Source organism: Flavobacterium hibisci (assembly GCF_020026925.1).
Classification (GTDB): Bacteria; Bacteroidota; Bacteroidia; order Flavobacteriales; family Flavobacteriaceae; genus Flavobacterium; species Flavobacterium hibisci.
Window position 1 is genome coordinate 1 of record NZ_JAIQDW010000023.1, and the last position, 23,671, is coordinate 23,671.

Annotated in this window: 22 protein-coding genes; 7 read left to right on the plus strand and 15 right to left on the minus strand. The window is 34.5% G+C overall.

Features of this window, described 5'->3' with window-relative positions:
• Positions 1-486 precede the first annotated feature (486 nt).
• The 5 genes from K8B81_RS18070 to K8B81_RS18090 form a co-directional block, all read right to left on the minus strand.
• A complete protein-coding gene (locus tag K8B81_RS18070) occupies positions 487-930 on the minus strand; it encodes a hypothetical protein (RefSeq protein WP_223682955.1) in 444 nt (147 codons plus the stop codon).
• Positions 931-972: 42 nt separating this feature from the next.
• On the minus strand, positions 973-1,584 hold the full coding sequence (locus K8B81_RS18075; protein ID WP_223682956.1) for a GNAT family N-acetyltransferase: 612 nt from the start codon (positions 1,582-1,584) through the stop codon (positions 973-975).
• Between the two features lie 124 nt (positions 1,585-1,708).
• Complete coding sequence (locus K8B81_RS18080) at positions 1,709-2,065, minus strand: hypothetical protein (RefSeq protein WP_223682957.1); 357 nt, start codon at positions 2,063-2,065, stop codon at positions 1,709-1,711.
• Between the two features lie 113 nt (positions 2,066-2,178).
• Positions 2,179-3,357, minus strand: a complete 1,179-nt coding sequence (locus tag K8B81_RS18085) for an AIR synthase related protein (protein WP_223682958.1) — start codon at positions 3,355-3,357, stop codon at positions 2,179-2,181.
• Between the two features lie 105 nt (positions 3,358-3,462).
• The gene (locus tag K8B81_RS18090; RefSeq protein WP_223682959.1) at positions 3,463-4,128 is read right to left on the minus strand and encodes a uracil-DNA glycosylase; all 666 of its coding nucleotides are present in this window, start codon (positions 4,126-4,128) and stop codon (positions 3,463-3,465) included.
• Between the two features lie 129 nt (positions 4,129-4,257).
• Here K8B81_RS18090 and K8B81_RS18095 point away from each other — a divergent pair, with 129 nt between their 5' ends.
• From K8B81_RS18095 to K8B81_RS18105, 3 genes are all read left to right on the plus strand, one after another.
• Complete coding sequence (locus K8B81_RS18095; RefSeq protein ID WP_223682960.1) at positions 4,258-6,423, plus strand: endonuclease MutS2; 2,166 nt, start codon at positions 4,258-4,260, stop codon at positions 6,421-6,423.
• Positions 6,424-6,546: 123 nt separating this feature from the next.
• Positions 6,547-6,852, plus strand: coding sequence for a GIY-YIG nuclease family protein (locus tag K8B81_RS18100; protein WP_223682961.1), 306 nt, complete (start codon positions 6,547-6,549; stop codon positions 6,850-6,852).
• 11 nt (positions 6,853-6,863) lie between these two features.
• Positions 6,864-7,307 (plus strand): thiol-disulfide oxidoreductase DCC family protein, encoded by a 444-nt coding sequence (locus K8B81_RS18105; protein WP_223682962.1) that lies wholly within the window; start codon positions 6,864-6,866, stop codon positions 7,305-7,307.
• A 171-nt stretch (positions 7,308-7,478) separates the two neighbouring features.
• Here the strand turns inward: K8B81_RS18105 and ettA are convergent, their stop codons facing one another.
• From ettA to holA, 3 genes are all read right to left on the minus strand, one after another.
• Positions 7,479-9,170 carry an energy-dependent translational throttle protein EttA gene (gene ettA / locus K8B81_RS18110; RefSeq protein WP_223682963.1) on the minus strand — a complete coding sequence of 564 codons (1,692 nt, stop codon included), beginning with the start codon at positions 9,168-9,170 and terminating at the stop codon, positions 7,479-7,481.
• A 54-nt stretch (positions 9,171-9,224) separates the two neighbouring features.
• Positions 9,225-9,401: a CAL67264 family membrane protein gene (locus K8B81_RS18115; protein ID WP_223682964.1), complete on the minus strand. Its 177-nt coding sequence runs from the start codon at positions 9,399-9,401 to the stop codon at positions 9,225-9,227.
• A gap of 71 nt (positions 9,402-9,472) precedes the next feature.
• Complete coding sequence (gene holA / locus K8B81_RS18120; RefSeq protein ID WP_223682965.1) at positions 9,473-10,477, minus strand: DNA polymerase III subunit delta; 1,005 nt, start codon at positions 10,475-10,477, stop codon at positions 9,473-9,475.
• Between the two features lie 131 nt (positions 10,478-10,608).
• Here holA and K8B81_RS18125 point away from each other — a divergent pair, with 131 nt between their 5' ends.
• Genes K8B81_RS18125 through K8B81_RS18135 form a run of 3 tightly spaced genes read left to right on the plus strand, consistent with a single transcriptional unit; the run spans position 10,609 to position 12,968 of the window.
• A complete protein-coding gene (locus K8B81_RS18125) occupies positions 10,609-11,061 on the plus strand; it encodes a type I restriction enzyme HsdR N-terminal domain-containing protein (RefSeq protein WP_223682966.1) in 453 nt (150 codons plus the stop codon).
• A 19-nt stretch (positions 11,062-11,080) separates the two neighbouring features.
• A complete protein-coding gene (locus K8B81_RS18130; RefSeq protein WP_223682967.1) occupies positions 11,081-12,100 on the plus strand; it encodes a glycosyltransferase family 2 protein in 1,020 nt (339 codons plus the stop codon).
• A gap of 34 nt (positions 12,101-12,134) precedes the next feature.
• Positions 12,135-12,968 carry an OmpA/MotB family protein gene (locus tag K8B81_RS18135; protein ID WP_223682968.1) on the plus strand — a complete coding sequence of 278 codons (834 nt, stop codon included), beginning with the start codon at positions 12,135-12,137 and terminating at the stop codon, positions 12,966-12,968.
• A 160-nt stretch (positions 12,969-13,128) separates the two neighbouring features.
• Here K8B81_RS18135 and K8B81_RS18140 read toward each other — a convergent pair whose 3' ends face one another.
• From K8B81_RS18140 to K8B81_RS18155, 4 genes are all read right to left on the minus strand, one after another.
• Positions 13,129-13,749 carry an L-threonylcarbamoyladenylate synthase gene (locus tag K8B81_RS18140; protein WP_072970810.1) on the minus strand — a complete coding sequence of 207 codons (621 nt, stop codon included), beginning with the start codon at positions 13,747-13,749 and terminating at the stop codon, positions 13,129-13,131.
• A gap of 87 nt (positions 13,750-13,836) precedes the next feature.
• A complete protein-coding gene (locus tag K8B81_RS18145) occupies positions 13,837-16,173 on the minus strand; it encodes an ATP-dependent helicase (RefSeq protein ID WP_223682969.1) in 2,337 nt (778 codons plus the stop codon).
• 315 nt (positions 16,174-16,488) lie between these two features.
• Positions 16,489-18,624: an InlB B-repeat-containing protein gene (locus K8B81_RS18150; protein WP_223682970.1), complete on the minus strand. Its 2,136-nt coding sequence runs from the start codon at positions 18,622-18,624 to the stop codon at positions 16,489-16,491.
• Positions 18,625-18,681: 57 nt separating this feature from the next.
• Positions 18,682-19,449 carry a sulfite exporter TauE/SafE family protein gene (locus K8B81_RS18155; RefSeq protein ID WP_223682971.1) on the minus strand — a complete coding sequence of 256 codons (768 nt, stop codon included), beginning with the start codon at positions 19,447-19,449 and terminating at the stop codon, positions 18,682-18,684.
• 124 nt (positions 19,450-19,573) lie between these two features.
• Here K8B81_RS18155 and K8B81_RS18160 point away from each other — a divergent pair, with 124 nt between their 5' ends.
• The gene (locus K8B81_RS18160) at positions 19,574-20,095 is read left to right on the plus strand and encodes a DUF7935 family protein (RefSeq protein WP_223682972.1); all 522 of its coding nucleotides are present in this window, start codon (positions 19,574-19,576) and stop codon (positions 20,093-20,095) included.
• A gap of 24 nt (positions 20,096-20,119) precedes the next feature.
• On the opposite strand, the gene K8B81_RS18165 is transcribed toward K8B81_RS18160, so the two are convergent.
• The 3 genes from K8B81_RS18165 to K8B81_RS18175 form a co-directional block, all read right to left on the minus strand.
• On the minus strand, positions 20,120-20,557 hold the full coding sequence (locus K8B81_RS18165) for an HAD family hydrolase (protein ID WP_223682973.1): 438 nt from the start codon (positions 20,555-20,557) through the stop codon (positions 20,120-20,122).
• A gap of 5 nt (positions 20,558-20,562) precedes the next feature.
• A complete protein-coding gene (locus tag K8B81_RS18170; RefSeq protein ID WP_223682974.1) occupies positions 20,563-21,462 on the minus strand; it encodes a patatin-like phospholipase family protein in 900 nt (299 codons plus the stop codon).
• Between the two features lie 124 nt (positions 21,463-21,586).
• On the minus strand, positions 21,587-23,653 hold the full coding sequence (locus tag K8B81_RS18175; RefSeq protein WP_223682975.1) for a M1 family metallopeptidase: 2,067 nt from the start codon (positions 23,651-23,653) through the stop codon (positions 21,587-21,589).
• Between the last annotated feature and the right edge of the window lie 18 nt (positions 23,654-23,671).

The following is a 23,671-nucleotide window of genomic DNA, read 5'->3' on the forward strand; positions in this document are numbered from 1 at the left end:
GCAAAAGTAATACATCTATTTACATTTCCAACCCTTTTTTTTATATTTTTTCCATCTTTTCACAAACTATTTCTTAACTAACTGGTAACAGCTTTTTTACAAATCTATCTTTCTTGGATTTATGTAGTTTTTTCTTGGTTTAGGTGTGTTTTTATCAAATTTGATCGTTTATGTCTGGGCGATTTTATAGAATTATCAGAAATCAGGACCGTTTTAAAGACAATATCATTCTTTCTTCTAACAAAATTTCCCTAAAACCCTCTTTTAGCCCCGATAGAAGAGGAAATCCTTTTGCTTTTTTCTTTAAAAAGCAAAAGATTGAAGCGGATAGCGGGAATAAGCTACTAATTATAAAACTCCAGCGCAGTCAAAACTTCCTTCTTATATTTCAGTAAGTATGGTTTTTTATACTTTTACATATATGTATAAAAAAATCCCGATAGCATTAAGTAACTATCAGGATTATATCATAACAAACATTCAAGGTTATTTCTTAACAGGGAACTTCCAATCGAATTCATCTTTATCATTAATTATAGCTCCTATTTCGAATTTTACAACTTCTTCGAATTCAGTTTGCAGGATAAACCAATTGTCTTCGTTGAAATAGTTTTCGAAAGTATCAAAAGTTTCCTGATTGTATTTTGTAATTCCTTTAGTTGCCAGGTCTTTTTTTACATCTGCAATTTTTCTACCTATTAACTTAAATCCAAAAACCTCGAGATCATTACTGGAAGCAACTACATATCCTAATTTAAAATCTTCTTCATGATAAAATGTTAATCTGACCTTTTGTGCGTTATACACAAAAATCACATTATCGTCTTCATCCTTATAATTCTTATCAGGTTTTCCTAAAACTGCTGTTACATCATTTTGCTTCATACCGAAAAGCAATTTGTCAATTCCTGATTTTAGATTTATTTTCATATTTGGTTTTTATTTTTTTAAAGTGCAAATTTCGTGAAGTTTTTATAAACTCTGTAATTTTTGTTTTAGTTTTTCTCTTACTTCATCAAACCATTCGTTTTTTAGAATACTTAAAACAATAGAATCACGACGGACTTCACTATTTGTAGTTGGCATATGACTTCTCAAAACGCCTTCGACTTTGCAGCCAATACCTTTCATAGCAGCGATACTTCTTTCATTATTATTGTCTGCACGGAATTCTACGCGTTCTAATCCGAGAGTTTCAAATGCAAATTGAAGCAATAAAAATTTACAATGTTTATTAAGTCCTGTTCCTCTAAATGCAGAACCGTACCAGGTATATCCTAATTGAAGCGTTTTGAAATCCAGATTCATATCGTAAAAACGAGTTGAGCCTGCATATTTTTGAGATTTTTTATCGAAAACGATAAAAGGAAATTCTTTTTTAGCCTCTCTTGCTTTTACGGCAGACTGAATATAATTTATAAGATTTTCTTTTCCGTCGGCGCCAACTAAAGAATATTTCCATGTTTCGGGTTCGTTGATTGAGATTTCTAATAAACTTTCGACATCTGATTCCTGCAGGGAACGCAATAAAACAAAATCATCTTCTAAAACGATATTATCTGTAAAACTGAAGTCTGATGCCATATTTCTGTTTTTTTTTAGAATCCAATAATTGTGTGTAACTACTTTCCATAAAGAAACACACAAAAACGCAGCGATTTACTAAGGTATTTGAAAAAAAGAATTTTAAAAATTATTGAAAAGAAAATTACTCACTCATTTCGTCATAACGTTCCGGAACTTGAGGATCATATAAAGGGCATTTGAAGTCTTCCATCAAATCTACCAGTTTGTTCATTGTTTTACCTTCGGTTCCGTAGCAGTCTATTTTAATACTCTGTGGTGTGGTTATAATTTGAAAAGCACCTTTGCCTGCATTGTTTTTCCAACTATTTTCATCTACTTTTTCCCATTGTGAGAAAACTGAATTAATTCGGTTCAGGATTAGCTGTATAGGAAGAATTTCAAGACCTTCAATTTCCTGCTTTTCAAGTAAAGCTTCGTAAACTTCCTGATTGTTCAGGTAAATTTCATCTAAATATCTCCAAAAAAGCAGTTCATACATAACGAGGTCGTGTTTTAGCCCCGATAGCAGCGGCATCCTTTTGTGGCGGGGTTCGCCACAAAAGATACAGCGAATAGCGGGATTAGCTCCTGAAAAAGCTAATAGTTATATATTTAATATTCGAAAGTTCCGTATTCGCTTGTGATGGTCAGTTTTTTAGCATCAGCAGCTTCTACTCTTCCTACGATTTGTGCATCGATATTGAATGATTTTGAAATCGCAATAATATCCTGAGCAATATTTTCCGGCACATACAATTCCATACGATGACCACAGTTGAAAACCTGGTACATTTCTTTCCAGTCTGTTTTTGATTGTTCCTGAATTAACTTGAACAATGGCGGAACCGGAAATAAATTGTCTTTTATAATATGCAAATTTTGTACGAAATGTAAAATTTTAGTCTGCGCTCCTCCACTGCAATGTACCATTCCGTGAATTTCGTTTGGCGTATAAGTATCTAAAATTTTCTTGATGATTGGCGCATAGGTTCTCGTTGGCGAAAGCACCAATTGCCCTGCATTTATTGGACTGTTTTCTACAGCATCGGTCAAATTAACCTGACCTGAATAAATCAATCCTTCAGGAACGGCTGCATCAAAACTTTCAGGATATTTTTTAGCTAAATATTTTCCGAAAACATCGTGACGAGCAGATGTTAAGCCATTGCTTCCCATTCCGCCATTATAGCTTTTTTCGTAAGTCGCCTGACCAAAAGAAGCCAAACCAACGATTACGTCTCCAGCCTGAATATTGGCATTATCTACAACATCTGAACGTTTCATACGAGCTGTAACGGTCGAATCTACAATAATAGTACGAACTACATCGCCAACGTCAGCTGTTTCTCCACCAGTTGAGTGAATCGTTACCCCGAAAGATTTTAATTCGTTGATTAATTCTTCCGTTCCGTTGATGATTGCTGAGATCACTTCGGCTGGAATTAGATTTTTATTTCTTCCGATAGTGGATGAAAGCAGGATATTATCTGTTGCTCCAACACATAATAAATCATCAATATTCATAATCAAAGCATCCTGAGCAATTCCTTTCCAGACTGAAATATCTCCGGTTTCTTTCCAATACATATAGGCCAAGGATGATTTTGTACCTGCTCCGTCAGCATGCATAATCAGGCAGTGTTCTTCGTCATGTGTTAAATAATCAGGAACGATTTTACAGAAAGCCTGTGGAAATAAACCTTTATCAATATTTTTTATGGCGTTGTGTACGTCTTCCTTTGATGCCGAAACACCTCTTTGTGCATACCTTTTGCTAGAATCTGAACTCATGAAACTTAGTTTGTGTTGAATGTGGTGCAAAGATAATCCCTTTTTTTAATTCTTTGGTTGATTCGTAAGTTTGATTGACAAAAAAATCCAATCAGACGGAAAATATTACCACTCAATTTCTTTTAATCCCTTTGCTTTCAAAAAACTATTCGTCTGGCTAAAATGTTTGTTTCCAAACCAAAATCCTCTGTTGGCACTTAAAGGCGAAGGATGTCCTGATTTTAAAATATGATGTTTTGAAGCATCAATCAAAGCTGCTTTCTTTTGTGCAAAACCTCCCCAAAGCAGGAAAACAACATTTTCTTTTTCAGCAGAAATTTGTTTGATAACGGCATCAGTAAACTTCTCCCAGCCTTTTCCCTGGTGGCTTCCGGCTTCAGATTGCCTTACTGTCAAAGTAGCATTTAAAAGAAAAACACCCTGATCTGCCCAGCGCTCTAAATTCCCGGTTTTAGGAAGTGGTTTACCTAAATCCGTTTCAATTTCCCTGAAAATATTATATAAGGAAGGCGGAAACGGAATTCCGTCATTTACAGAAAAACACAATCCATTTGCCTGATTTGGTCCGTGATAAGGATCCTGACCGATAATCACCACCTTTACCTGATCGAAATGGCAATGATCGAAAGCTGAAAAAATCTGACTGCCTTTTGGATAACAGACTTTTGTCGTGTATTCAGATTTTACGAAAGAAATCAATTCGGTGAAATATGGTTTTTCAAATTCTTCATTCAAAACCGGCTTCCAGGAATCATGCATTTTTACGTCCATACTTTTTTTATGCGAATTTCAGAAAATATTACTTAAAATCATATTTACCAAAACATAAAATTAATAATCCTTATATATTTCAATCATAATGTTTTCGTACTTTTGCCTTTGCTTTCATAAAAAAAATAAATGATCAGTATTACCGAAAAAACATTACAAGACTTACAATTTCCAACAGTATTAGAAACCATTTCTGATGGCTGCAATACCGATATTGGAAAAGAGAAGGCGCTACAAATAAAACCATTTAGAGATAAGGATGAATTGATGCAGTCTTTGATGCAGACATCAGAATATGTATCTTCTTTTCAAAATAATAACGCCATTCCGAATCACGGATTTGACGCAATCACACACGAAATTAAGTTTTTGGCTATCGAAGACAGCTTTCTTGAAGTAGGAAGTTTTAGAAAAATTGCTAACCTTTCTGCAACAACAAACGTCTTATTGAATTTTTTACGAAAGTTTGATGATTATTATCCAAACCTAAATGCAAGGGCATCACGTGTTGAACTGACCAAAGAGATCATCACTGCAATTGATGGGATTGTAGATAAATATGGAGAAATAAAAGACAATGCTTCTCCTGCCCTTGACGGAATTCGTCAAAACATGAATTTGGTTCGTGGAAAAGTTAACCAAAGTTTTGGTGTTGCACTTACTCAATATAATGGTTTAGGCTATCTGGATGATATAAAGGAAAGTTTTGTACAAAACCGTCGTGTTTTAGCGGTTTTAGCCATGTATCGTCGTAAAGTAAAGGGTTCTATTTTGGGAAGTTCCAAAACAGGAAGTATTGCCTACATCGAACCTGAGGCTACTTTGAAATATTCGAGAGAATTAGCCAATTTAGAATACGAAGAAAAAGAAGAAATTACGAGAATTTTAAAAAATTTATCGAATGTAATTCGTCCGTATCTTCCTTTATTAATTGAATATCAGGATTTTTTAAGTGATATTGATGTTGTTGCAGGGAAAGCAAAATACGCTAACAGAATCAACGCAATTTTGCCAGCCATTACAGAAGAAAGAAGATTGTTCTTTAGAGAAGCCTATCATCCTATTTTGTATCTGAACAATAAGCAAAAACAAGATGTTACTTATCCGCAGACTATTGAATTAAAACAGGAAAACAGAATTATTGTCATTTCGGGTCCAAATGCCGGAGGAAAAACCATTTCCTTAAAAACGGTTGGATTATTACAGTTAATGCTGCAATCCGGAATTTTGATTCCGGTTCATGAAAGAAGCGAGACATTCTTGTTTGACAGAATCCTGACTGATATTGGAGATAACCAGTCGATTGAAAACCATTTAAGTACTTACAGCTACCGATTAAAAAACATGAATTACTTTTTGAAAAAATGTAATCATAAAACTATGTTTTTAATTGATGAGTTTGGTACCGGTTCTGATCCTGAACTGGGCGGTGCTCTGGCAGAAATTTTTCTGGAAGAATTCTATCACCGTGAAGCCTTCGGAATTATCACAACGCATTATTCTAATTTGAAAATTTTGGCTAATGAGCTGCCATACGCAACCAATGCCAATATGATGTTCGATGAAAAGTCACTCGAGCCAATGTATAAACTGGCTCTGGGTCAGGCTGGAAGTTCGTTTACATTTGAGGTAGCTCAGAAAAATGGGATTCCGTTTGGACTGATTAATCGGGCAAAAAAGAAAATTGAAGTTGGAAAAGTTCGTTTTGATAAAACCATTGCAACGCTTCAGAAAGAAAGATCGAAACTGGAAAAAACTTCTTTAAATTTAAAAGAAGAGGAAACCAGAGCGCGAGAAGAAAGCAGGAAGATGGAAAACATCAATACCAAAATTCAGCAAAAACTGGAAAGCTATCAGGAATTGTACGACAGTAATCAAAAGATTATATATATAGGTCAAAAAATTGATGATATTGCCGAGAAGTATTTCAACAATAAAAACAAAAAGGAACTTATTGGTGAATTCCTGAAGATTGTTGAAATAGAAAACTCAAAACGTAAAAAAGCAACTCCAAAAGAAACTAAAGCAAAAGTTGAAAAACAAAAAGAAATTATTGCTGAAATACAGGTAAAAGTTGAGGAAATCCGAAAAGAGAAAAAAGAGAAGAAACTTAAACCTGTAATTGAAAAACCAAAACCAATTTTAAAAGTCGGTGACCGGGTAAGAATGCTTGACGGCAGATCTGTAGGAAGTATCGATGCCATTGAAAAAAATAAGGCAACAGTAAATTATGGAATTTTTACTTCGAAAGTAAGTCTGGATGAGTTGGAATTGGTTGAAGCGGTGAAGAAGTAAGATCCGCAAAGTCATTGCGAGGAACGAAGCAATCAAACTAAAATGAGCAAGTCCTGCAAATTAGGAATGTGATTGCTTCGTTCCTCGCAAAGACATAACAATGCCAAAAAAATAGAAATTAATATGAAACCAGGCTTTGTATACATCATAACCAACAAATACCAAACAGTTGTTTACACTGGTGTAACTTCAAATCTTCCTCAAAGAATTCTCGAACACAAAAACAAAAAATACCCAAAATCATTTTCAGCTCGTTATAATGTAAATATTTTAGTTTATTATGAGCAATTTCAGTGGATTGAAGATGCAATTACAACAGAAAAGCAAATCAAGGCGGGTTCAAGAGAAACGAAAAATGATTTAATTCGTTCAATGAATCCAACATGGAAAGATTTGTTTGAAGATATAGAAAGTATAATGACTGAATAATTCAAATTAAAATGGAAGTACGTAGTGATATTGCTTCGTTCCTCGCAATGACTGCCGGGAATAAAAAAATAATCCTCTTCGACGGTGTTTGCAATTTATGCGACGGAGCCGTTCAATTCATTATCAAGCACGATAAAAAGGATATTTTTAGTTTTACTGCTTTACAATCTGATTTGGGAAAAGAAATCTGCAGTTATATTGGTGTTGATCAGACTAAAATTGACAGTATCATTTTGTATAATCCCGGAGTTGCCTATTATTACAAATCATCTGCAGCTATTGAAATTGCTAATGAATTAGGCGGAATTTACAGTTTTATTTCAATTTTTAAAATTTTACCTGAAAAACTTCGAAATTACGTTTACGATTATATTGCTAAAAACCGTTACAAATGGTATGGTAAAAAAGAGAGCTGTATGATTCCGACACCTGAATTGAAAGCGAAATTTTTGTAAACTAATTTTCTATTGAAACGTAATTTCGTAGCCCTGATAGAAGCGGCATCCTTTTGTGTCTCGTTTTTTTAACGAGACACAAAAGATACAGCGGATAGCAGGAAACAGCTTCAAATAAAAAGCCTCAAATTCAAATGAATCTGAGGCTTTTGCAATTTAAAAAAACTACTATTATCTAATCAGTTTTCTATATTTCAAACGTTTTGGAGTTAAATCACCACCAAGACGTTTCTTTTTGTTTTCTTCATAATCAGAGAAACTTCCTTCGAAGAAATACACTTCAGAATCTCCTTCGAAAGCTAAAATGTGGGTACAAATTCTATCTAAGAACCATCTGTCGTGCGAAATAATTACAGCACAACCTGCAAAATTCTCTAAACCTTCTTCAAGTGCACGAAGCGTGTTTACGTCAAGGTCGTTCGTAGGCTCATCCAGTAAAAGTACGTTTCCTTCTTCTTTCAAAGTCATTGCTAAATGTAAACGGTTACGTTCTCCACCGGAAAGCATTGATACTTTTTTGTTTTGCTCTCCGCCTCCAAAGTTGAAACGTGATAGATATGCTCTTGAATTTACTTGCTTTCCGCCCATCATAATCAATTCCTGACCATCTGCAAAGTTCTCCCAGATAGATTTGTTTGGATCAATATTAGAGTGCGACTGATCTACGTAAGCTATTTTCACAGTATCACCAACAGAAAATTCACCGCTATCAGTTGCCTGCTCACCCATTATCATTTTGAAAATAGTAGATTTACCGGCACCGTTAGGTCCGATAATTCCAACAATACCTGCCTGAGGCAAAGTAAAATTCAAATTATCGTACAATAATTTATCACCGAATGCTTTCGCTACATTTTTCGCCTCGATAACATTTGTACCTAAACGCGGACCATTTGGAATGTAAATCTCCAACTTTTCGTCTAGTTGTTTTTGATCTTCATTTAATAATTTATCGTAGTTCTGTAAACGCGCTTTTTGTTTGGTCTGACGACCTTTTGCTCCCTGACGAACCCAGTCAAGCTCACGTTCCAACGTTTTTCTACGTTTAGAAGCTACTTTTTCTTCCTGAGCCATACGGTTTGATTTTTGGTCTAACCAGGAAGAATAATTTCCTTTCCATGGAATACCTTCTCCTCTATCCAACTCAAGAATCCATCCTGCAACGTTATCTAAGAAATAACGGTCGTGCGTTACAGCAATTACAGTTCCTGCATATTGCGCTAAATGCTGCTCTAACCATAGAACTGATTCAGCATCAAGGTGGTTGGTAGGCTCATCTAATAACAATACATCCGGCTGTTGCAATAACAAACGGCATAAAGCTACTCTACGACGCTCCCCTCCTGAAAGGTTTTTGATTGGCGTATCTCCTTCCGGCGTACGCAAGGCATCCATTGCAATTTCTAGTTTGGTATCGATTTCCCATGCACCAAGAGCATCTATTTTGTCTTGTAAAGCTGCCTGACGATCCATCAGCTTATCCATTTTGTCCGGATCTGAATAGTTTTCTTCAAGACCAAACAAATCATTGATGTCATTATATTCTTTAAGAACAGCCATTGTTTCCGCGGCTCCTTCCTGAACAATTTCTAAAACAGTTTTAGAATCATCCAAAATTGGCTCCTGCTCTAAATACCCAACAGTATATCCGGGCTGGAAAACTACATCTCCCTGATAGTTTTTATCTACACCTGCAATAATTTTTAAAAGCGAAGATTTTCCTGAACCATTAAGACCTAAAATACCAATTTTAGCTCCGTAAAAGAAACTCAAATAGATATTCTTAAGTACCGGTTTGTCTGCTCCCTGATAGGTTTTGCTCAATTTCTGCATTGAGAAAATTACTTTCTTATCGTCTGACATTTGTTTTATTTTTAATTTAAATTATTTATTGATTTGAATTGTAATTGAATTTCGTTACACTCTTCCTTTTAAGGCATTAAAAACCCATGCGTTGGCTAAAAAACCTACTCCAGCAGCAGCAAAACCCCAGGCGGACACTTCTCTGTATCTAAAGATCCCAAGACCTATAAGTAACAATCCCATGATTACCATTATAAAAGTAGCCCATCCTAAAACGGTATTCTTATTCATTCCCATAATTGTGTAATTATTTTTTAAGTAGTAAAATTTTTAGAAAGGCAAATATCGTGAATTTTCACGGCTTAATTAAAAATTTTATACAGCATTTCTTTTAACAGATCAGATTGAGGTAAAGCATTAGCACCTACACCTTTACTTTTTATATCAACATCTCGCAAAGCTCCCACTATCTGGCTCACTTTTCGCATTGGATAATTTTTTACAGCTAAATCGTATTCCTTCAGAAAATAAGGGTTCACTCCAATAGCAGCAGCAACATTTTTTGGGTTTTTATCTTTAAGTCCGTGGTATTTTAAAAGCTGAACAAAAAATCCGAAAACTAATCCTGTAGTCATTACCAGTGGATATTCTTTTGGATTATGAGCGAAATTTTCAGCAATTTTATACGCTTTTAATTGATTGCGTTCTCCTATTGCTTTTCGAAGTTCGAAAACATTGTAATCTTTGCTGAAGCCTATATTTTCCTCGATATGCTGAGGCGTAATCATAGTTCCCTGAGGCAAAATAATCTGCAGTTTTTCTAATTCATTATTGATTTTACTCAAATCAGTCCCTAAGAACTCTACCAACATGGCATTTGCTTTTGGATCAATGGTATATTTTTTTCCAGCAAGTACACGCTTAATCCAGTCTCCTACCTGATTTTCGTATAATTTTTTACTTTCATATACGATTCCGTTTTGTGCTAATAATTTAGTCACTTTTTTACGTTTATCAAGTGTTTTGTATTTATAACAAAAAACCAAAACCGTTGTTTCCATTGGATTATTGACATAAGATTCAATTTTATCAATCGTCCTTGATAAATCCTGAGCTTCTTTTACGATAACTACCTGGCGGTCTGCCATCATAGGATAGCGTTTTGCTGTTGAAACAATATCTTCAATAGAAACATCCCTTCCGTATAAAACCGTCTGATTAAATCCTTTCTCTTCTTCCGAAAGGACGTTCTGCTCAATATATTCCGACAATTTATCAATGTAATAAGGTTCTTCACCCATTAAAAAATAAATTGGCTTTATATTTCCCGCTTTTATATCATTAACAATTTTTACAACTTCGTCCATTAAATTCTTTGTTTGCTTTGCCCGTTCGGCTTTCAGCCTCGGGTCAAGTTTCAAGTTTAAAGTTTTAGGTTTGTTTCGACAACTTGAAACTTTAAACCTGAAACCTGAAACTATTTTAATATTTTTGCTTTATGCAGCGATTAAATTTTCCAATCTATAATTTTCGATTCAAAAATAACGAAAATAAAGTGTCCATTTTTGATGAAATCAGAAAAAAATTTATAATTCTTACCCCCGAAGAATGGGTTCGTCAGCATGTTGTTCATTATTTAATGAATGAAAAAAAATACCCCAGATCGCTCATAAACGTGGAGAAAGTTTTAACGGTCAATGGTTTACGAAAACGTTATGATGTTGTAGTTTTTAATCCGGATGGTTCTATACACATATTAGTAGAATGTAAAGCTCCTGAAGTAAAAATATCCCAGGCAACTTTTGATCAGATCGCCCGTTATAATATGACAATGCAGGCACGGTTTTTGAAAGTCACAAATGGTCTGCATCATTATTATTGTCAGATGGATTTTGAAAACGAAAAATATGAGTTTTTAAAATCCCTTCCCGATTACAAAGAAATTTATTAAATTATTAAAAATATTACTTTTGGATAAAATTGCTGTTGTCATTTTAAATTGGAATGGAATAAAGTTATTAGAACAATTTTTGCCATCAGTAATTCAATTTTCTCCCGATGCTTCTATATATGTAGCCGATAATGATTCAACAGATGATTCTGTAAATTTTGTCAAGGAGCACTTCCCAACCGTAAAAATCATTAAAAATACTGGTAACCATGGTTTTGCCAGAGGATACAATGATGCTTTAAAAGAAGTTAATGCTGAAATTTATGCTTTAGTCAATTCGGATATTGAAGTAACAGAAAACTGGCTTAAACCCATAATTGAAACTTTTGAAGCAGAAAAACAAACTGCTATTATCCAGCCTAAAATCCTTGATTTTAAGAATAAAGAATATTTTGAATATGCAGGAGCTGCAGGTGGGTTTATTGATAAACATGGATATCCATTTTGCAGAGGGCGTATTTTTGATACTATAGAAAAAGATAATGGACAGTATGATGACAATTGCGAAATATTCTGGGCTTCGGGAGCTTGTTTCTTTATCAGAAAAGAGGTTTACGATGAACTGGAAGGATTTGACGAATCGTTTTTTGCACATCAGGAAGAAATTGACCTATGCTGGCGTGCATCAAATGAGGGGCATATCATTAAATATAATCCTAAATCTGTTGTTTATCATGTTGGAGGGGCAACTTTACAACAGGGTAACCCCAAAAAAACGTATTTGAATTTTAGAAATTCACTTTTGATGCTGGTAAAAAATCTTCCTAAAAGGAAATTGTTTTTTATTATTTTATTCAGAATGATCTTAGATGGAATTGCCGGAATCCGATTTTTAACACAAGGAAAAATTAAACATACACTTGCCGTTTTACATGCGCATTTTTCATTTTACTGCATGTCAGTATCTTATCTGAAAAAGAGAAAAGATTTTCAAATAGAGAAATACTACACAGTAAAAAGTATCGTTTTCATATATTATATAAAGAAATTGACTTTTTTTAAAGAAATCTTTAACACTAATCAAAATATTAAGAATTAAATTTGTAAATCAACGTCTAATTAAATTTAACATTATGAGAAAAATAGCAATTGCTTTAACAGTCCTTATGGCTCTAACATCGTGCGTTTCTAAAAAGAAATATGCGGAATTGGAAGCTAAAAACAAAGAAACCCAAGACTTACTAAATTCATGCACCGTTAAACTGAATGCCTGCCTTGAAGAAAAAGCTGGTCTGGCCGCCACAGCTGCAAGTTATAAAGAGCACAATCAGGATTTAATCAACAGTTCTAAAGACCTAACCGTTTTAACTACCAAAGGAGCAGAAAATCTTGAGAAATCATTAGAAAGCTTAAAAGAAAAAGATCTTAAAATATCAAGGCTTCAGGATGCTCTTACTAAAAAAGATAGTGTAACGCTAGCATTGGTTACAAGTTTAAAAGGAGCTGTTGGAATCAACGATCCGGATATCGAAGTTAATGTTGAAAAAGGAGTTGTATTTATCTCTATTGCTGACAAATTATTATTTAAAAGCGGAAGCTATGATGTAACTGATAAAGCTAAATCAGTTTTAGCTAAAGTAGCTAAAGTAGTAAACGACAAACCTGATTTTGAGTGTATGGTTGAAGGTCATACAGATAACGTTCCTTACAAAAGCAACGGAATTTTGTTAGACAACTGGGATTTAAGTGTGAAACGTTCTACTTCTATTGTTAGAGTATTGACAAACGATTTAGGAGTAAATCCGGCGAAATTAATTGCAGCAGGTAGAAGTTCTTATGTACCACTAGTAGCAAACGATACTCCTGAAAACAAAGGTAAAAACAGAAGAACCCGTATTGTTGTTATGCCAAAAATCGATCAGTTCTATGATATGATTGAAAAAGAAATGAAAAAACAACAGCAATAATAATTCACTTCATATTATTTACACAAAAGCAGGTCAATTTGAGACCTGCTTTTTTTTTCTAACCAATAAAGGGCATTACTATTTTTACTTAACTAACTAAATTTAACTAATTCTAAAGTTACTTAATATTTTTGAATAGCTACTCCGTTTAAGTATTTTTTTACAAAATATCAATATCTCCTTTTCCTTCCCTTACAATTACCGGCTCATGTTCAGAGAGATCTATGATGGTAGAACCGACATTATCGCCATAACCTCCATCAATCACCATATCAACAAGATTTTGCCATTTCTCAAAAATCAATTCAGGATCAGTAGTGTATTCAATCACATCATCTTCATCCCGTATTGATGTTGAAACAACAGGATTGCCTAATTGCCTTACAATTTCGAGAATAATATTGTTATCAGGAACACGTATCCCTACCGTTGTTTTCTTTTTAAACTCTTTAGGCAAATTATTATTGCCTGGCAAAATAAATGTATAAGGACCTGGCAATGCTCTTTTTAATATTTTAAATGTAGAAGTATCAATCTGCCTCACATAATCTGATAAATTACTCAGGTCGTGACAGATAAAAGAGAAATTCGCTTTTTCTAATTTAACTCCTTTAATTTTTGCAATTTTTTCTAAAGCCCTTGAATTAGTTATATCGCAACCCAGACCATAAACAGTATCCGTTGGATAAATAACTAAGCCACCATTCTGAAGCACTTTAACCACTTTTGCAATTGCAGCTTCACTAGGCTTATCAGGGTATATTTTTATAAATTCTGCCATTTTTTTTTGTTTAAAGTTAGATTTTATTCTGCCTTAAAACATTATATTTTTTAATTTTCATCTTTCATATTTATGACGTGTAATTATTTATCCTACAACATCCAGTTTAGCAAACCTTAAAAGTAATTTCTTAATTCCTCCCACCTCAAATTTTATTTCGGCTTTTTTATCAGCTCCAACACCCTCTAAATTTACAACCTGACCTTTTCCGAAACGTTCGTGCATTACCACATTTCCTATGGTCAGTTTGTTATCGAATAAGTTTGCGGCACCAGCATTCGGATTATTTCCTGCAACAGGTTTTAACTTCCTGATATTTAAATCCGGTTTTGGGCTGTTATCTGTAACTGGTTTAGGAGGAGTTCCTCCTATTGGTTTTGAAAGTCTTAGTTTAGATTTATCAACATCTCCAAAAATATCGCTATCAATCGTTGGTTTATAGCGGTAATTGCTTTCAGACGGTGTTAAAAATTCCAAATATTGCCCGTCAATTTCTTCAATAAAACGTGACGGCTCGCTATCTGTTAATTTCCCCCATCGATAACGGGATTGTGCGTACGTTAAATATGCCTGATGTTCTGCACGGGTTAACGCTACATAAAATAAACGACGTTCTTCTTCTAATTCACTTCTTGTACTCATACTCATGGCACTCGGAAACAAATCTTCTTCCATACCCACTACAAAAACATGCGGAAATTCCAATCCTTTTGCCAGGTGAATTGTCATTAAGGCAACGCGGTCTTCATCTGATGTGTCCTTATCCAAATCGGTCGCCAAAGCAACATCTTCCATAAATTCAGACAAAGCACCTCTTGCACCGTCAATTTCTTTTTGCCCTTCTGTAAAATCTTTAATCCCATTTAAAAGCTCTTCAATGTTCTGAATTTTCGCCATCCCTTCCGGTGTAGCATCTTTTTTCAGTTCCTGAACCAAACCTGTTTTTTTGGCAACATGATCAGTAATATAAAAAGCATCCTGATTTTCGTTAATAACCTGAAAACTCTGAATCATGGTTACAAAATCATTCAGTTTATTTTTGGTACCTGCATTCAGTTTCAAATCGATTTTATCAATATTCACCATTACTTCCCAAATCGAACGCTTGTAATGGTTAGCAGCGATAGTAAGCTTTTCAACAGTTGTATCTCCAATTCCGCGAGCCGGATAATTGATAACACGTATGAGCGCTTCTTCATCTTTCGGATTAATTACCAGACGGAGATAGCATAAAACATCCTTAATTTCCTTACGCTGGTAAAATGATAGCCCACCATAAATTCGATATGGAATATCCCTCTTTCTTAAAGCATCCTCCATGGCACGTGATTGTGCATTCGTACGATATAAAATTGCAAAAGCGCCATTATGCAATTGATTCTGCATTTTTTGTTCGAAAATTGTGCTCGCAACAAATCGGCCTTCTTCAGCATCAGTCAAACTTCTGTGGACTTTTATTTTCGGACCAAATTCATTTGCTGTCCAGACAACCTTGTCCAGTTTGGTTTTATTATGTTCCATTACAGTATTTGCGGCTTCAACAATATTTCGCGTTGAACGGTAATTTTGCTCCAATCGAAACATTTTCACCCCTTCATAATCCTTTTGGAAATTCAGGATATTATTGATGTTTGCCCCACGGAAAGCATAAATACTCTGCGCATCATCACCCACTACACAAATATTCTGAAACTTATCTGACAGAGCCCGGACAATTAAATATTGAGAGTGGTTCGTATCTTGGTACTCATCAACCAGAATATATCGGAAACGGTTTTGATATTTCGCCAAAACTTCAGGAAAACGAGTCAGTAATTCATTGGTCTTCAACAACAAATCATCAAAATCCATTGCTCCGGCTTTAAAACAGCGCTCTACATATTGCTGATAAATTTCGCCCAAACGAGGTTTTTTTGACATCGCATCCGCTTCCATCAATTCAGGATTGTTGAAATAGGCTTTTACGGTAATTAAGCTATTTTTATAAGTCGAAATTCGTCCTAAAACTTGTTTCGGCTTATAAATATCACGGTCCAGCTGCATTTCTTTTATAATAGAAGAAATCAGTCTGGCCGAATCCTGAGAGTCATAAATGGTAAAATTAGACGGATATCCCAAATGTTCTGATTCTGAACGAAGAATGCGTGCAAAAATAGAGTGAAAAGTCCCCATCCAGAGGTTTTTTGCTTCACTGGCTCCTACGATTGAAGAAATCCTGTGCTTCATTTCGCGGGCAGCCTTATTTGTAAATGTAAGTGACAATATATTAAAAGCATCAACTCCCTGATGCATTAAATAAGCAATCCTAATTGTTAAAACACGCGTTTTTCCCGAACCGGCACCTGCTATAATAATCATTGGCCCGTCTTTTTGTAAAACAGGCTGTCGTTGTGCTTCGTTGAGCTGGTCAATATAATTCTGCATGAAATTGTTTCTCCTTTTATGCAAAAATAAGAATTAAACTCATAGTATTTTAATTCTGTAAAAATCAAACTTGACTTAAACCCGTTGGGTGAAATTATTTTTTTTCAATTCTATCTATCAGCTTAGATATAAATCTGTGTAAATCTGCGTGAAAAATTAATATGCAAAAGTATTTCACGCAGATTTTAAAGGATTTTTGCAGATCAAATTAGATTTTAATTCTTGAATGAAGCTATTTTATTCTATTTCACCCAACGAGTTTGACTTAAATAAAAAAGACAGAATAAATTCACTTTACAATAACTAAATTGTATTTTAAAAACAAGATTCGGCCATGGGTGCTTCTCCTGTAATTTCCATCCAGTCTATATTTGCAAATGGCAATGTATCAATAGTCTCTAACCGAATTGTATTTACACCTTTAATCAATTTAATGGTAAGTGGCTCAGTAGTAACGAATTTGGTTGTGCTGGATGTTATTGGGAATGCTAAATCAATTGGATTGGTTCCATTTATCTTTACTTTTGCAGTTGTAGTTTTACCTCTGTGCACATATCTAAATACAACGGAATAAAGCCCTGAATCCGTAACTTTAACGGTGTAATTTATTCCACTGCCGGAAGCATCCGTAATGTTCGTTACTTTTCTGTTATCAGCACTTGAATTAATTGCGATTACGCCATCATATTTACAAAATCCAGGTGAAGCTTCTTCAATCCTTAAAGTATGGGTTCCTGTGAGTTTTTTTCCAAAAGTTGCCGTAATGCCCATGTCCGCAGTAATTGAGACTGTTATCGACTCAGTCGTTTCTCCTGAATTCCATGATTTTAATTCATTACCCGCCGAAGGAATAGCAGTAAGCGTTACTGTTTCTCCTTCTGTATAAGTGGCTTTATTGGGATTTACTGTAATTGTTCCGCCTTCAGCCGGATTAGCTGCAGTTGTCAAAACGTAAGTGGCAGGCATTATACTTTTAAAATTAGCTGTAATCGTTTTATTAGTATCCATTTTAAAAGTAGTTGTGGCTGTAGTTGAACCATCGCTCCATGATTTAAATGTATAATCAGAAAATGGCATTGCGGTTAGGGTTACAATCTCCCCTGCATCATAACTTTTTTTAATAGGGCTAACGGTCACTGTTCCTCCTGCAATTGGTTTTCCTGTGACTTTTAATACAAAATCTGTTGTTTGCTGAGATCCTGACTCCCTGGCACCAAGATCCGGCGCTGTTCCGCTAAACTCTATTCCGTTTGCCTGTACACCTGCATCTATAAAATCACTGGTTGCTTTCAATGCCAGAAAATCACCCAGATTCGGGCTTCCATCCCCATTTTTTAAAACAGCAGGAACGGTTAAAGAAACAAAATCATCATCACTGATTACTAGTGCAGGATTTCTGCCATTGGTACTTCCTTTAATCCACCAAACATTTGAATTTTCGACATCTTTACCAAAATTTTTATCTTTAAATGATTTGTAAGAGATGTTATTTCTGAATTGATGTTTTCCACCAGGACGAAAGCCAAAACCATTACTTTTATTATTGTAGGAAGTATTATTAGTCATCTCAATCGCTCCTAAATTATTGTTGTCCGTAAAGCCATGCTGACCGTTCCCGAAAGCGATACAACGCCTCAGAATATGATTTACAGGAATGCCTTCTCCGCCTAATTTAAAACCATTTTTATCACCAGTCAACGTTGTACTGCCATTTGTGAGTGTGCCATTATTATAGGCAACACAATTTTCGAATACTACAGCTCCAATTGGCCCGGTTTTTTTCTTGGTGTACAAATCCCATCCGTCATCGCTATTATTATGTGAAATGCAGCCACGAAAAATATTCCCGTTCCCACACGTTAACTTTGCAGCAAATCCATCTGCATTTTCTGCTAATGAATCTTTATTATCAAAAGATTCGCAGTTCAGAATCAAATTATTGGAAGGCCATTGATCAATTGATATGTAAGCCGCGAAATATCTGCTAATCTGAAGACCGCTGTCTCTGTTTTTTTCAAAAATACAATTGTCAATTGTATTGTTATTTCCGGAAAGAAGCATGCCGTTGTCTCCAGCCTTTCTAATTGTTATTCCTTTAATATACCAATAGAATCCATCCAGAACAATTCCTTTATTTTCGTTACTTTCCTTTTGTGCCGAAAAATCAAGAATTGGGATTTCACCATTATATGCCTCTATTCGCTTCAAATTTCCTTCAGATCCACTATTTTCTCTGGTAATAAAAATAGTTGAAGAGATCGAATAAATCCCGCCACGCATATAAATCGTTTGACTGGGAGCAATTTTATTAATAGCATTCTGAAGTGTTGTCGGACTTCCAATAGCCCCATCATTATCCAATTTTCCCGCCGGAGAAACATAGATTTGAGAAAATATGCAAAGCGGAAAAAGCAACAAAACACTAAATAGAACTGCCAATTTATTTTTCATCTCAATACTGTTTTATGATTTATACTTAATTATGTTATGGTTTTTTTTCTGCTAAAATTATTTGTAAAAAACATCATAAGCAAACCGGATCAAAGTTCCCACAACTACAATCAGAAAGAAAATCCTGATAAAACCATTTCCTTTGTTAATGGCCAGTTTCGCACCAAGCCAGCCTCCTATTCCATTACTAACAGCCATCGGAATTGCAATGCTCCAGATAATTTTTCCTTTTATCATGAACAAACAAATCGAACCAAAGTTGGTCGCCAGATTTACCATTTTAGCATTTGCAGAAGCATGCAAAAAGTCAAACCCTAATAAAGCTATAAAAGCAACCACAAAAAAACTGCCGGTTCCCGGACCAATAAACCCGTCATAAAAGCCAATAATAATACTAATAACAACTGCATACACAATCTGAGTCGTTGCAGAATGATCTTTAGCCACATGCTGCCCAAAGTTTTTTTTAGCATACGTATAAACAAACAGCAAAGATAAAACCACCAGTAAAAGCGGTTTCATAAAATCATTGCTTACAAGGGTTAAAATGATAGATCCTAAAAAAGCTGATGGAACTGCCAGAAACATCATAATCGACAATAGCTTCCACTTAATGATTACATTTTTAAGGTATTGGAAAGCAGCAAAAGCAGTTCCGCTAAAGGCTGGAATCTTCAATGTTCCTATAACTGTAGAAACAGGGAGGCTGGGTAACAAAATCAATCCCATCGGGGTTTGAATCAGTCCGCCACCACCAACAATTGCATCAATAAATCCTGCTGCAAAGGCGGCCATACATAGAAAAAATATAATATAAGAATCCATCAAAATTGTGTTTACGCTGTTAAAAATAACAAGTTGCAAAAATACGGCTTCCATTTTGTTTATTGCTGAAAATTTAAAGCGGATTTCTCCTCAAAAAGTATATTTTTGCCTAAAAATTATCGAAATGGATCTTACCCGAATTATAGAATTAGCCAGTTATACTTTACCAGCCGTAGTTACCGGATTTGTAGCTTACCGTTTTTTTGAACTTCATATTAAAAACAACGACAAAAAACGTACTTTTTTGTTAAGCAGAGAATACAAAAAACAATCTTTACCAATTCGCTTGCAGGCTTATGAACGTATGACTTTGTTTTTGGAGCGTATCAACCTGACTAAATTATTGATTCGTGTTGCACCAATTTCTCAGCAAAAACACGATTACGAAAATTTCATCATTGATCAGATTGAACAGGAATTTGAGCATAACCTAACTCAGCAGATTTATATGTCTGATGAGTGCTGGACCATCATTACAACTGCAAAAAATGCAACCATACAAATGATTCGTAAAGCTGCCATGAGTGACCGTGTAGACAATGCTGACAAATTACGTGAAGTGATTTTAAATGATTTATTGGAAAAACAATCACCTAGCAATGCTGCTTTGGGATTCATTAAAAATGAAGTTGCGGAGTTGTGGTAAATAATTAATCTTTTTCTACAGATGTTATTTAAGATTGTTAAGGATGGTTTCCATCCAATTTTCATCTTTTTCAGAAATTATTATGGTCTTAAATCCATATTTTTTTCCTTCCATTTCTACACCAACTGAATCATCAATATGTAAGTCAATATTGTACATCGGAGGAAACTTAGAACAGTTAATATTATGTCTTTTAATTTCCTTTTGATGTTTTTGTTGATTTATCACAAAATCTACCGAAATTCCATACGAAAAGAATATCCATCTAATTCTCCATATACTTCTATGGGAAGTTGTGTAAATATATATTTTGTACTTACGCTTTTTTATTTCTTTAAATAAGTCTATTGTTCCTTCTCTTAATCTTTCAATTCCAAAAAACTGCCGAAATAAACTTGTTTTCTCCAATCTGAATTTATTTCTGGCAATTAAAGTATCGTCCAAATCAAAAGAGATTATCATAGTAATTATTTATTATCACTCATAATCTCAGATTTATTCTGAGCGTATTCATATCCTTGTTCCCACCAGTTTTTCATTACTTCCTTATTAAAAATCAAGGCATTATTCGTAAGTTTTGTTGGTGTGTAATATAAATTAAGCTTTACATTTTTATTATTTGCTATTAGTTTTCCTATAGCAATGTCATGTTTTTCAACCTGATCCAAAGCAATTCTAAACAAATCAATCATCAGTGAAAACGGATTTTTCCCAATCACTGTTTTCTCCATATTAACTTCAGTTTCCAGTATAATAACGTCTATTTCTGTAGCTCCGCGATTGATTGCTTCGCGAATAGGAACAAGACTTGAGAAGCCGCCATCTCCATATTCGCAGTTGTTTTTTTCAACAAGGCTCATAAAAGGAACATAATTACTCGAAATCCACGACCAGTCACAAAACTCTTCGTAAGTACATTCTTTTATCGATTTATATTCGGCCTCATTTTTTGTAAAATTGGTTACCGTAATGACAACATCCTTTTTAAGCTTTTTCAACTGATTGAAATCAGACAATGAGAAGTTACTTCTAATGTATTTCCTTAATCCTTTACTTTCCCCAAACGTTCTTTTTCCCTTAAAAAACTGACGGATTACATTGAAGTGATTAATGGTTACAATATCTACTCCGTCTTTAACTTTAACCACAAACGGACAAATATTAAATATTTTAGACATGTTGACATTGGTGTAAATCGAGTGGATTTGCTCAATATTTCCGAGTGCGAGATGCGGAATCAATAAACTTCCGGTTGAAGTCCCGAGGAATAAATCGTATTGATGTCTTTTTACTTCTAATAAATATTGTGCAACACCGCCGGCAAATGCGCCTTTACTGCCGCCACCGGAAATAACCAATGCTCTCATATTGTAAGTTATGCGTTTTTAGTATGAGTTATGAGTTAAACGTAACCATAATGATTCTCAATACGTTATTTTTTTAAAATTTTATTGAATTTCTTTGAAGTAAATAACTTTTAACTCATAACAGTTAACTTTTTTCTCCCAAAAGACGATTCAATTGAAATTGTTCATCGGGGGTCAAATTAGGCAAAATTCTTTCAAACGAAGCACGCATTTCAGAATTTTTTAATAACAATCGAATAGTTTCTCTTCCAAATTTCGAAAATTGCCACATATGATGCGTTGTAGCGCCAACTAAGTTACTCAGCACCTGATTGTTAATGATTTTAAACGCAATTAATTTTTCTAACGCATTTTGCCTGGTTGTTGCCTCATATTTTACAGATGAAAAAGCAATCAATTCTGAAATCAAAACCTCAGGATCATTGCTGTAATTTTCTGTAGATAATGCCAATGAAAGCCATAAAGTACGAAGATTATAATCATTGAACCCTATCCATGTTTTTGTTTTATCAAGATATTCTGCTCTTAGTTCAGGAAAATTCTTCCATAAAAAGTAAAGAGCAATTTCCTGTGTCTGATATGATTTGTCATCTAACAAAGTTTCATATTCTACCCTAAAATCTTCCGGGATTTTCGATAAATTCTCAGCAACAGCCTGACGGACTTTTATATTTTTCGTTTGCAAAGCAGCTCTTAAAAGTGCTTTTTTAGCTTCGTATTTTTCTGCCCCAATCTGATCAACAACAGATACTTTTACAGCCTGATAGGCATCTGAATTTAAAATTTTCAAAAAGTAATCCTGCTTTTCTGCCAGAGGTGTTTTTTTCAGTTTATCCACTTCCAGTCTTTCCAGAATTGCTTTATTTTTACTCAATAAAGCATTTGCTGTAGGGGTGTCAAAAGCTGTAGTTTCCAGCCAGGTTTTCTGAAATTTATCCAAATCAAAATCGGATACTTTTTTTATTTCGTTGAAGAAATCCTGCGTGTTGACAGTTTGATAAGCATACTTTTTTAAATAGCTTTTTATAGCCTTTTTAAATGCTTTATCACCAATAGATTTATGCAGAACAAATAATGCCCAGGCTCCTTTTTCGTAAAAAGTCAGTGAACTGGCTTTGGGATTCAAAACAGGAATTGAATCGGTTCTGGAAGCAAATTTGAGCTGTTGCGCCGTATCGTACAATTTGGAATAAAAATAATCTTCCCCATAGATTTCCTTTTCAGCCAATAAAGCATAATACGTTGCAAAACCTTCCTGAAGCCAGTGATGCGTACTGCTTTCTGCAGTAATCAGATCTCCAAACCAATGATGTGCCAGCTCATGTGCATCAACATTAGTATAGTTTCGGTCTTCAAAACCTATAGAATCTACGACATAACGCGTAGCAAAAAGTGTTGTGGTTGTATTTTCCATTCCGGCATACAAAAAGTCACGAACTGGAATTTGTCTGTTGATTTTCCACGGATATTTTACTCCTATTTCTTTCTCTAAAAAGTCAAAAATACGTTTTGAATAACGATACGTCGGTTCAAAGCGGTCTGCATCTTTAGGTTCCAGATAATAGTCAAGCGGAATTTTAGATTTTGATCTGAATTCTTTTTTATCAAATTTTCCAATGGCAAGCATCAATAAATAAGAACTCATTGGTTTTTCCATCTGATATTGCCAATGAAACTGATTGTTTTCTTCTGCTTTTTCTTTTAAAATCCCGTTAGAGATAACCTGATAGTTTTTATCGTAGGTAATTCCGAGGTTAAAAATCATTTTTTCATTTACATCATCAAAACTTGGAAACCAGTTACTCGTATATCTTCCCTGCCCTTGTGTCCAGATTTGTACCTCAGCATTTTCAATATTTACAAAATATAAAGCCTGTTTCGGTTTTACAGCATATTCAAAAGTCAATTGATTTTCGCCTTCCTTAAAATGATCAACGATTTGTAACTGCTTGCCTGTATTAATAAAAACCGCTTCTTTCTGATTGATTGCTATTTTGGAAAATTCCATATTTTTAGCATCAATCTTTATAGTATCTATTTGTTTTAAAACTTCAAAATGATAGTTAACAGAACCTGAAACCGATTTTTCATTTGAATTTATTTTTAATTGTGCTGAAACCGATTTAAAATCGACAAATTGGATTTGTTGTGCAAAACCGAAGGTGGTGAAAAATAATAGAATGTATTTCATTGCATAAAAATTGAAGGC

Bases quoted from the DNA above. Each gene is read 5' to 3' on its own strand.
- K8B81_RS18135 (WP_223682968.1), top strand. From the start codon at position 12,135: ATGAGAAAAATAGCAATTGCTTTAACAGTCCTTATGGCTCTAACATCG.
- ettA (WP_223682963.1), bottom strand. From the start codon at position 9,170: ATGTCAGACGATAAGAAAGTAATTTTCTCAATGCAGAAATTGAGCAAA.
- K8B81_RS18165 (WP_223682973.1), bottom strand. From the start codon at position 20,557: ATGATAATCTCTTTTGATTTGGACGATACTTTAATTGCCAGAAATAAA.
- K8B81_RS18090 (WP_223682959.1), bottom strand. From the start codon at position 4,128: ATGGACGTAAAAATGCATGATTCCTGGAAGCCGGTTTTGAATGAAGAA.
- K8B81_RS18145 (WP_223682969.1), bottom strand. From the start codon at position 16,173: ATGCAGAATTATATTGACCAGCTCAACGAAGCACAACGACAGCCTGTT.
- K8B81_RS18075 (WP_223682956.1), bottom strand. From the start codon at position 1,584: ATGGCATCAGACTTCAGTTTTACAGATAATATCGTTTTAGAAGATGAT.
- K8B81_RS18140 (WP_072970810.1), bottom strand. From the start codon at position 13,749: ATGGCAGAATTTATAAAAATATACCCTGATAAGCCTAGTGAAGCTGCA.
- K8B81_RS18155 (WP_223682971.1), bottom strand. From the start codon at position 19,449: ATGGATTCTTATATTATATTTTTTCTATGTATGGCCGCCTTTGCAGCA.
- K8B81_RS18115 (WP_223682964.1), bottom strand. From the start codon at position 9,401: ATGAATAAGAATACCGTTTTAGGATGGGCTACTTTTATAATGGTAATC.
- K8B81_RS18100 (WP_223682961.1), top strand. From the start codon at position 6,547: ATGAAACCAGGCTTTGTATACATCATAACCAACAAATACCAAACAGTT.
- K8B81_RS18105 (WP_223682962.1), top strand. From the start codon at position 6,864: ATGGAAGTACGTAGTGATATTGCTTCGTTCCTCGCAATGACTGCCGGG.
- holA (WP_223682965.1), bottom strand. From the start codon at position 10,477: ATGGACGAAGTTGTAAAAATTGTTAATGATATAAAAGCGGGAAATATA.
- K8B81_RS18125 (WP_223682966.1), top strand. From the start codon at position 10,609: ATGCAGCGATTAAATTTTCCAATCTATAATTTTCGATTCAAAAATAAC.
- K8B81_RS18080 (WP_223682957.1), bottom strand. From the start codon at position 2,065: ATGTATGAACTGCTTTTTTGGAGATATTTAGATGAAATTTACCTGAAC.
- K8B81_RS18175 (WP_223682975.1), bottom strand. From the start codon at position 23,653: ATGAAATACATTCTATTATTTTTCACCACCTTCGGTTTTGCACAACAA.
- K8B81_RS18070 (WP_223682955.1), bottom strand. From the start codon at position 930: ATGAAAATAAATCTAAAATCAGGAATTGACAAATTGCTTTTCGGTATG.
- K8B81_RS18085 (WP_223682958.1), bottom strand. From the start codon at position 3,357: ATGAGTTCAGATTCTAGCAAAAGGTATGCACAAAGAGGTGTTTCGGCA.
- K8B81_RS18170 (WP_223682974.1), bottom strand. From the start codon at position 21,462: ATGAGAGCATTGGTTATTTCCGGTGGCGGCAGTAAAGGCGCATTTGCC.
- K8B81_RS18150 (WP_223682970.1), bottom strand. From the start codon at position 18,624: ATGAAAAATAAATTGGCAGTTCTATTTAGTGTTTTGTTGCTTTTTCCG.
- K8B81_RS18160 (WP_223682972.1), top strand. From the start codon at position 19,574: ATGGATCTTACCCGAATTATAGAATTAGCCAGTTATACTTTACCAGCC.
- K8B81_RS18095 (WP_223682960.1), top strand. From the start codon at position 4,258: ATGATCAGTATTACCGAAAAAACATTACAAGACTTACAATTTCCAACA.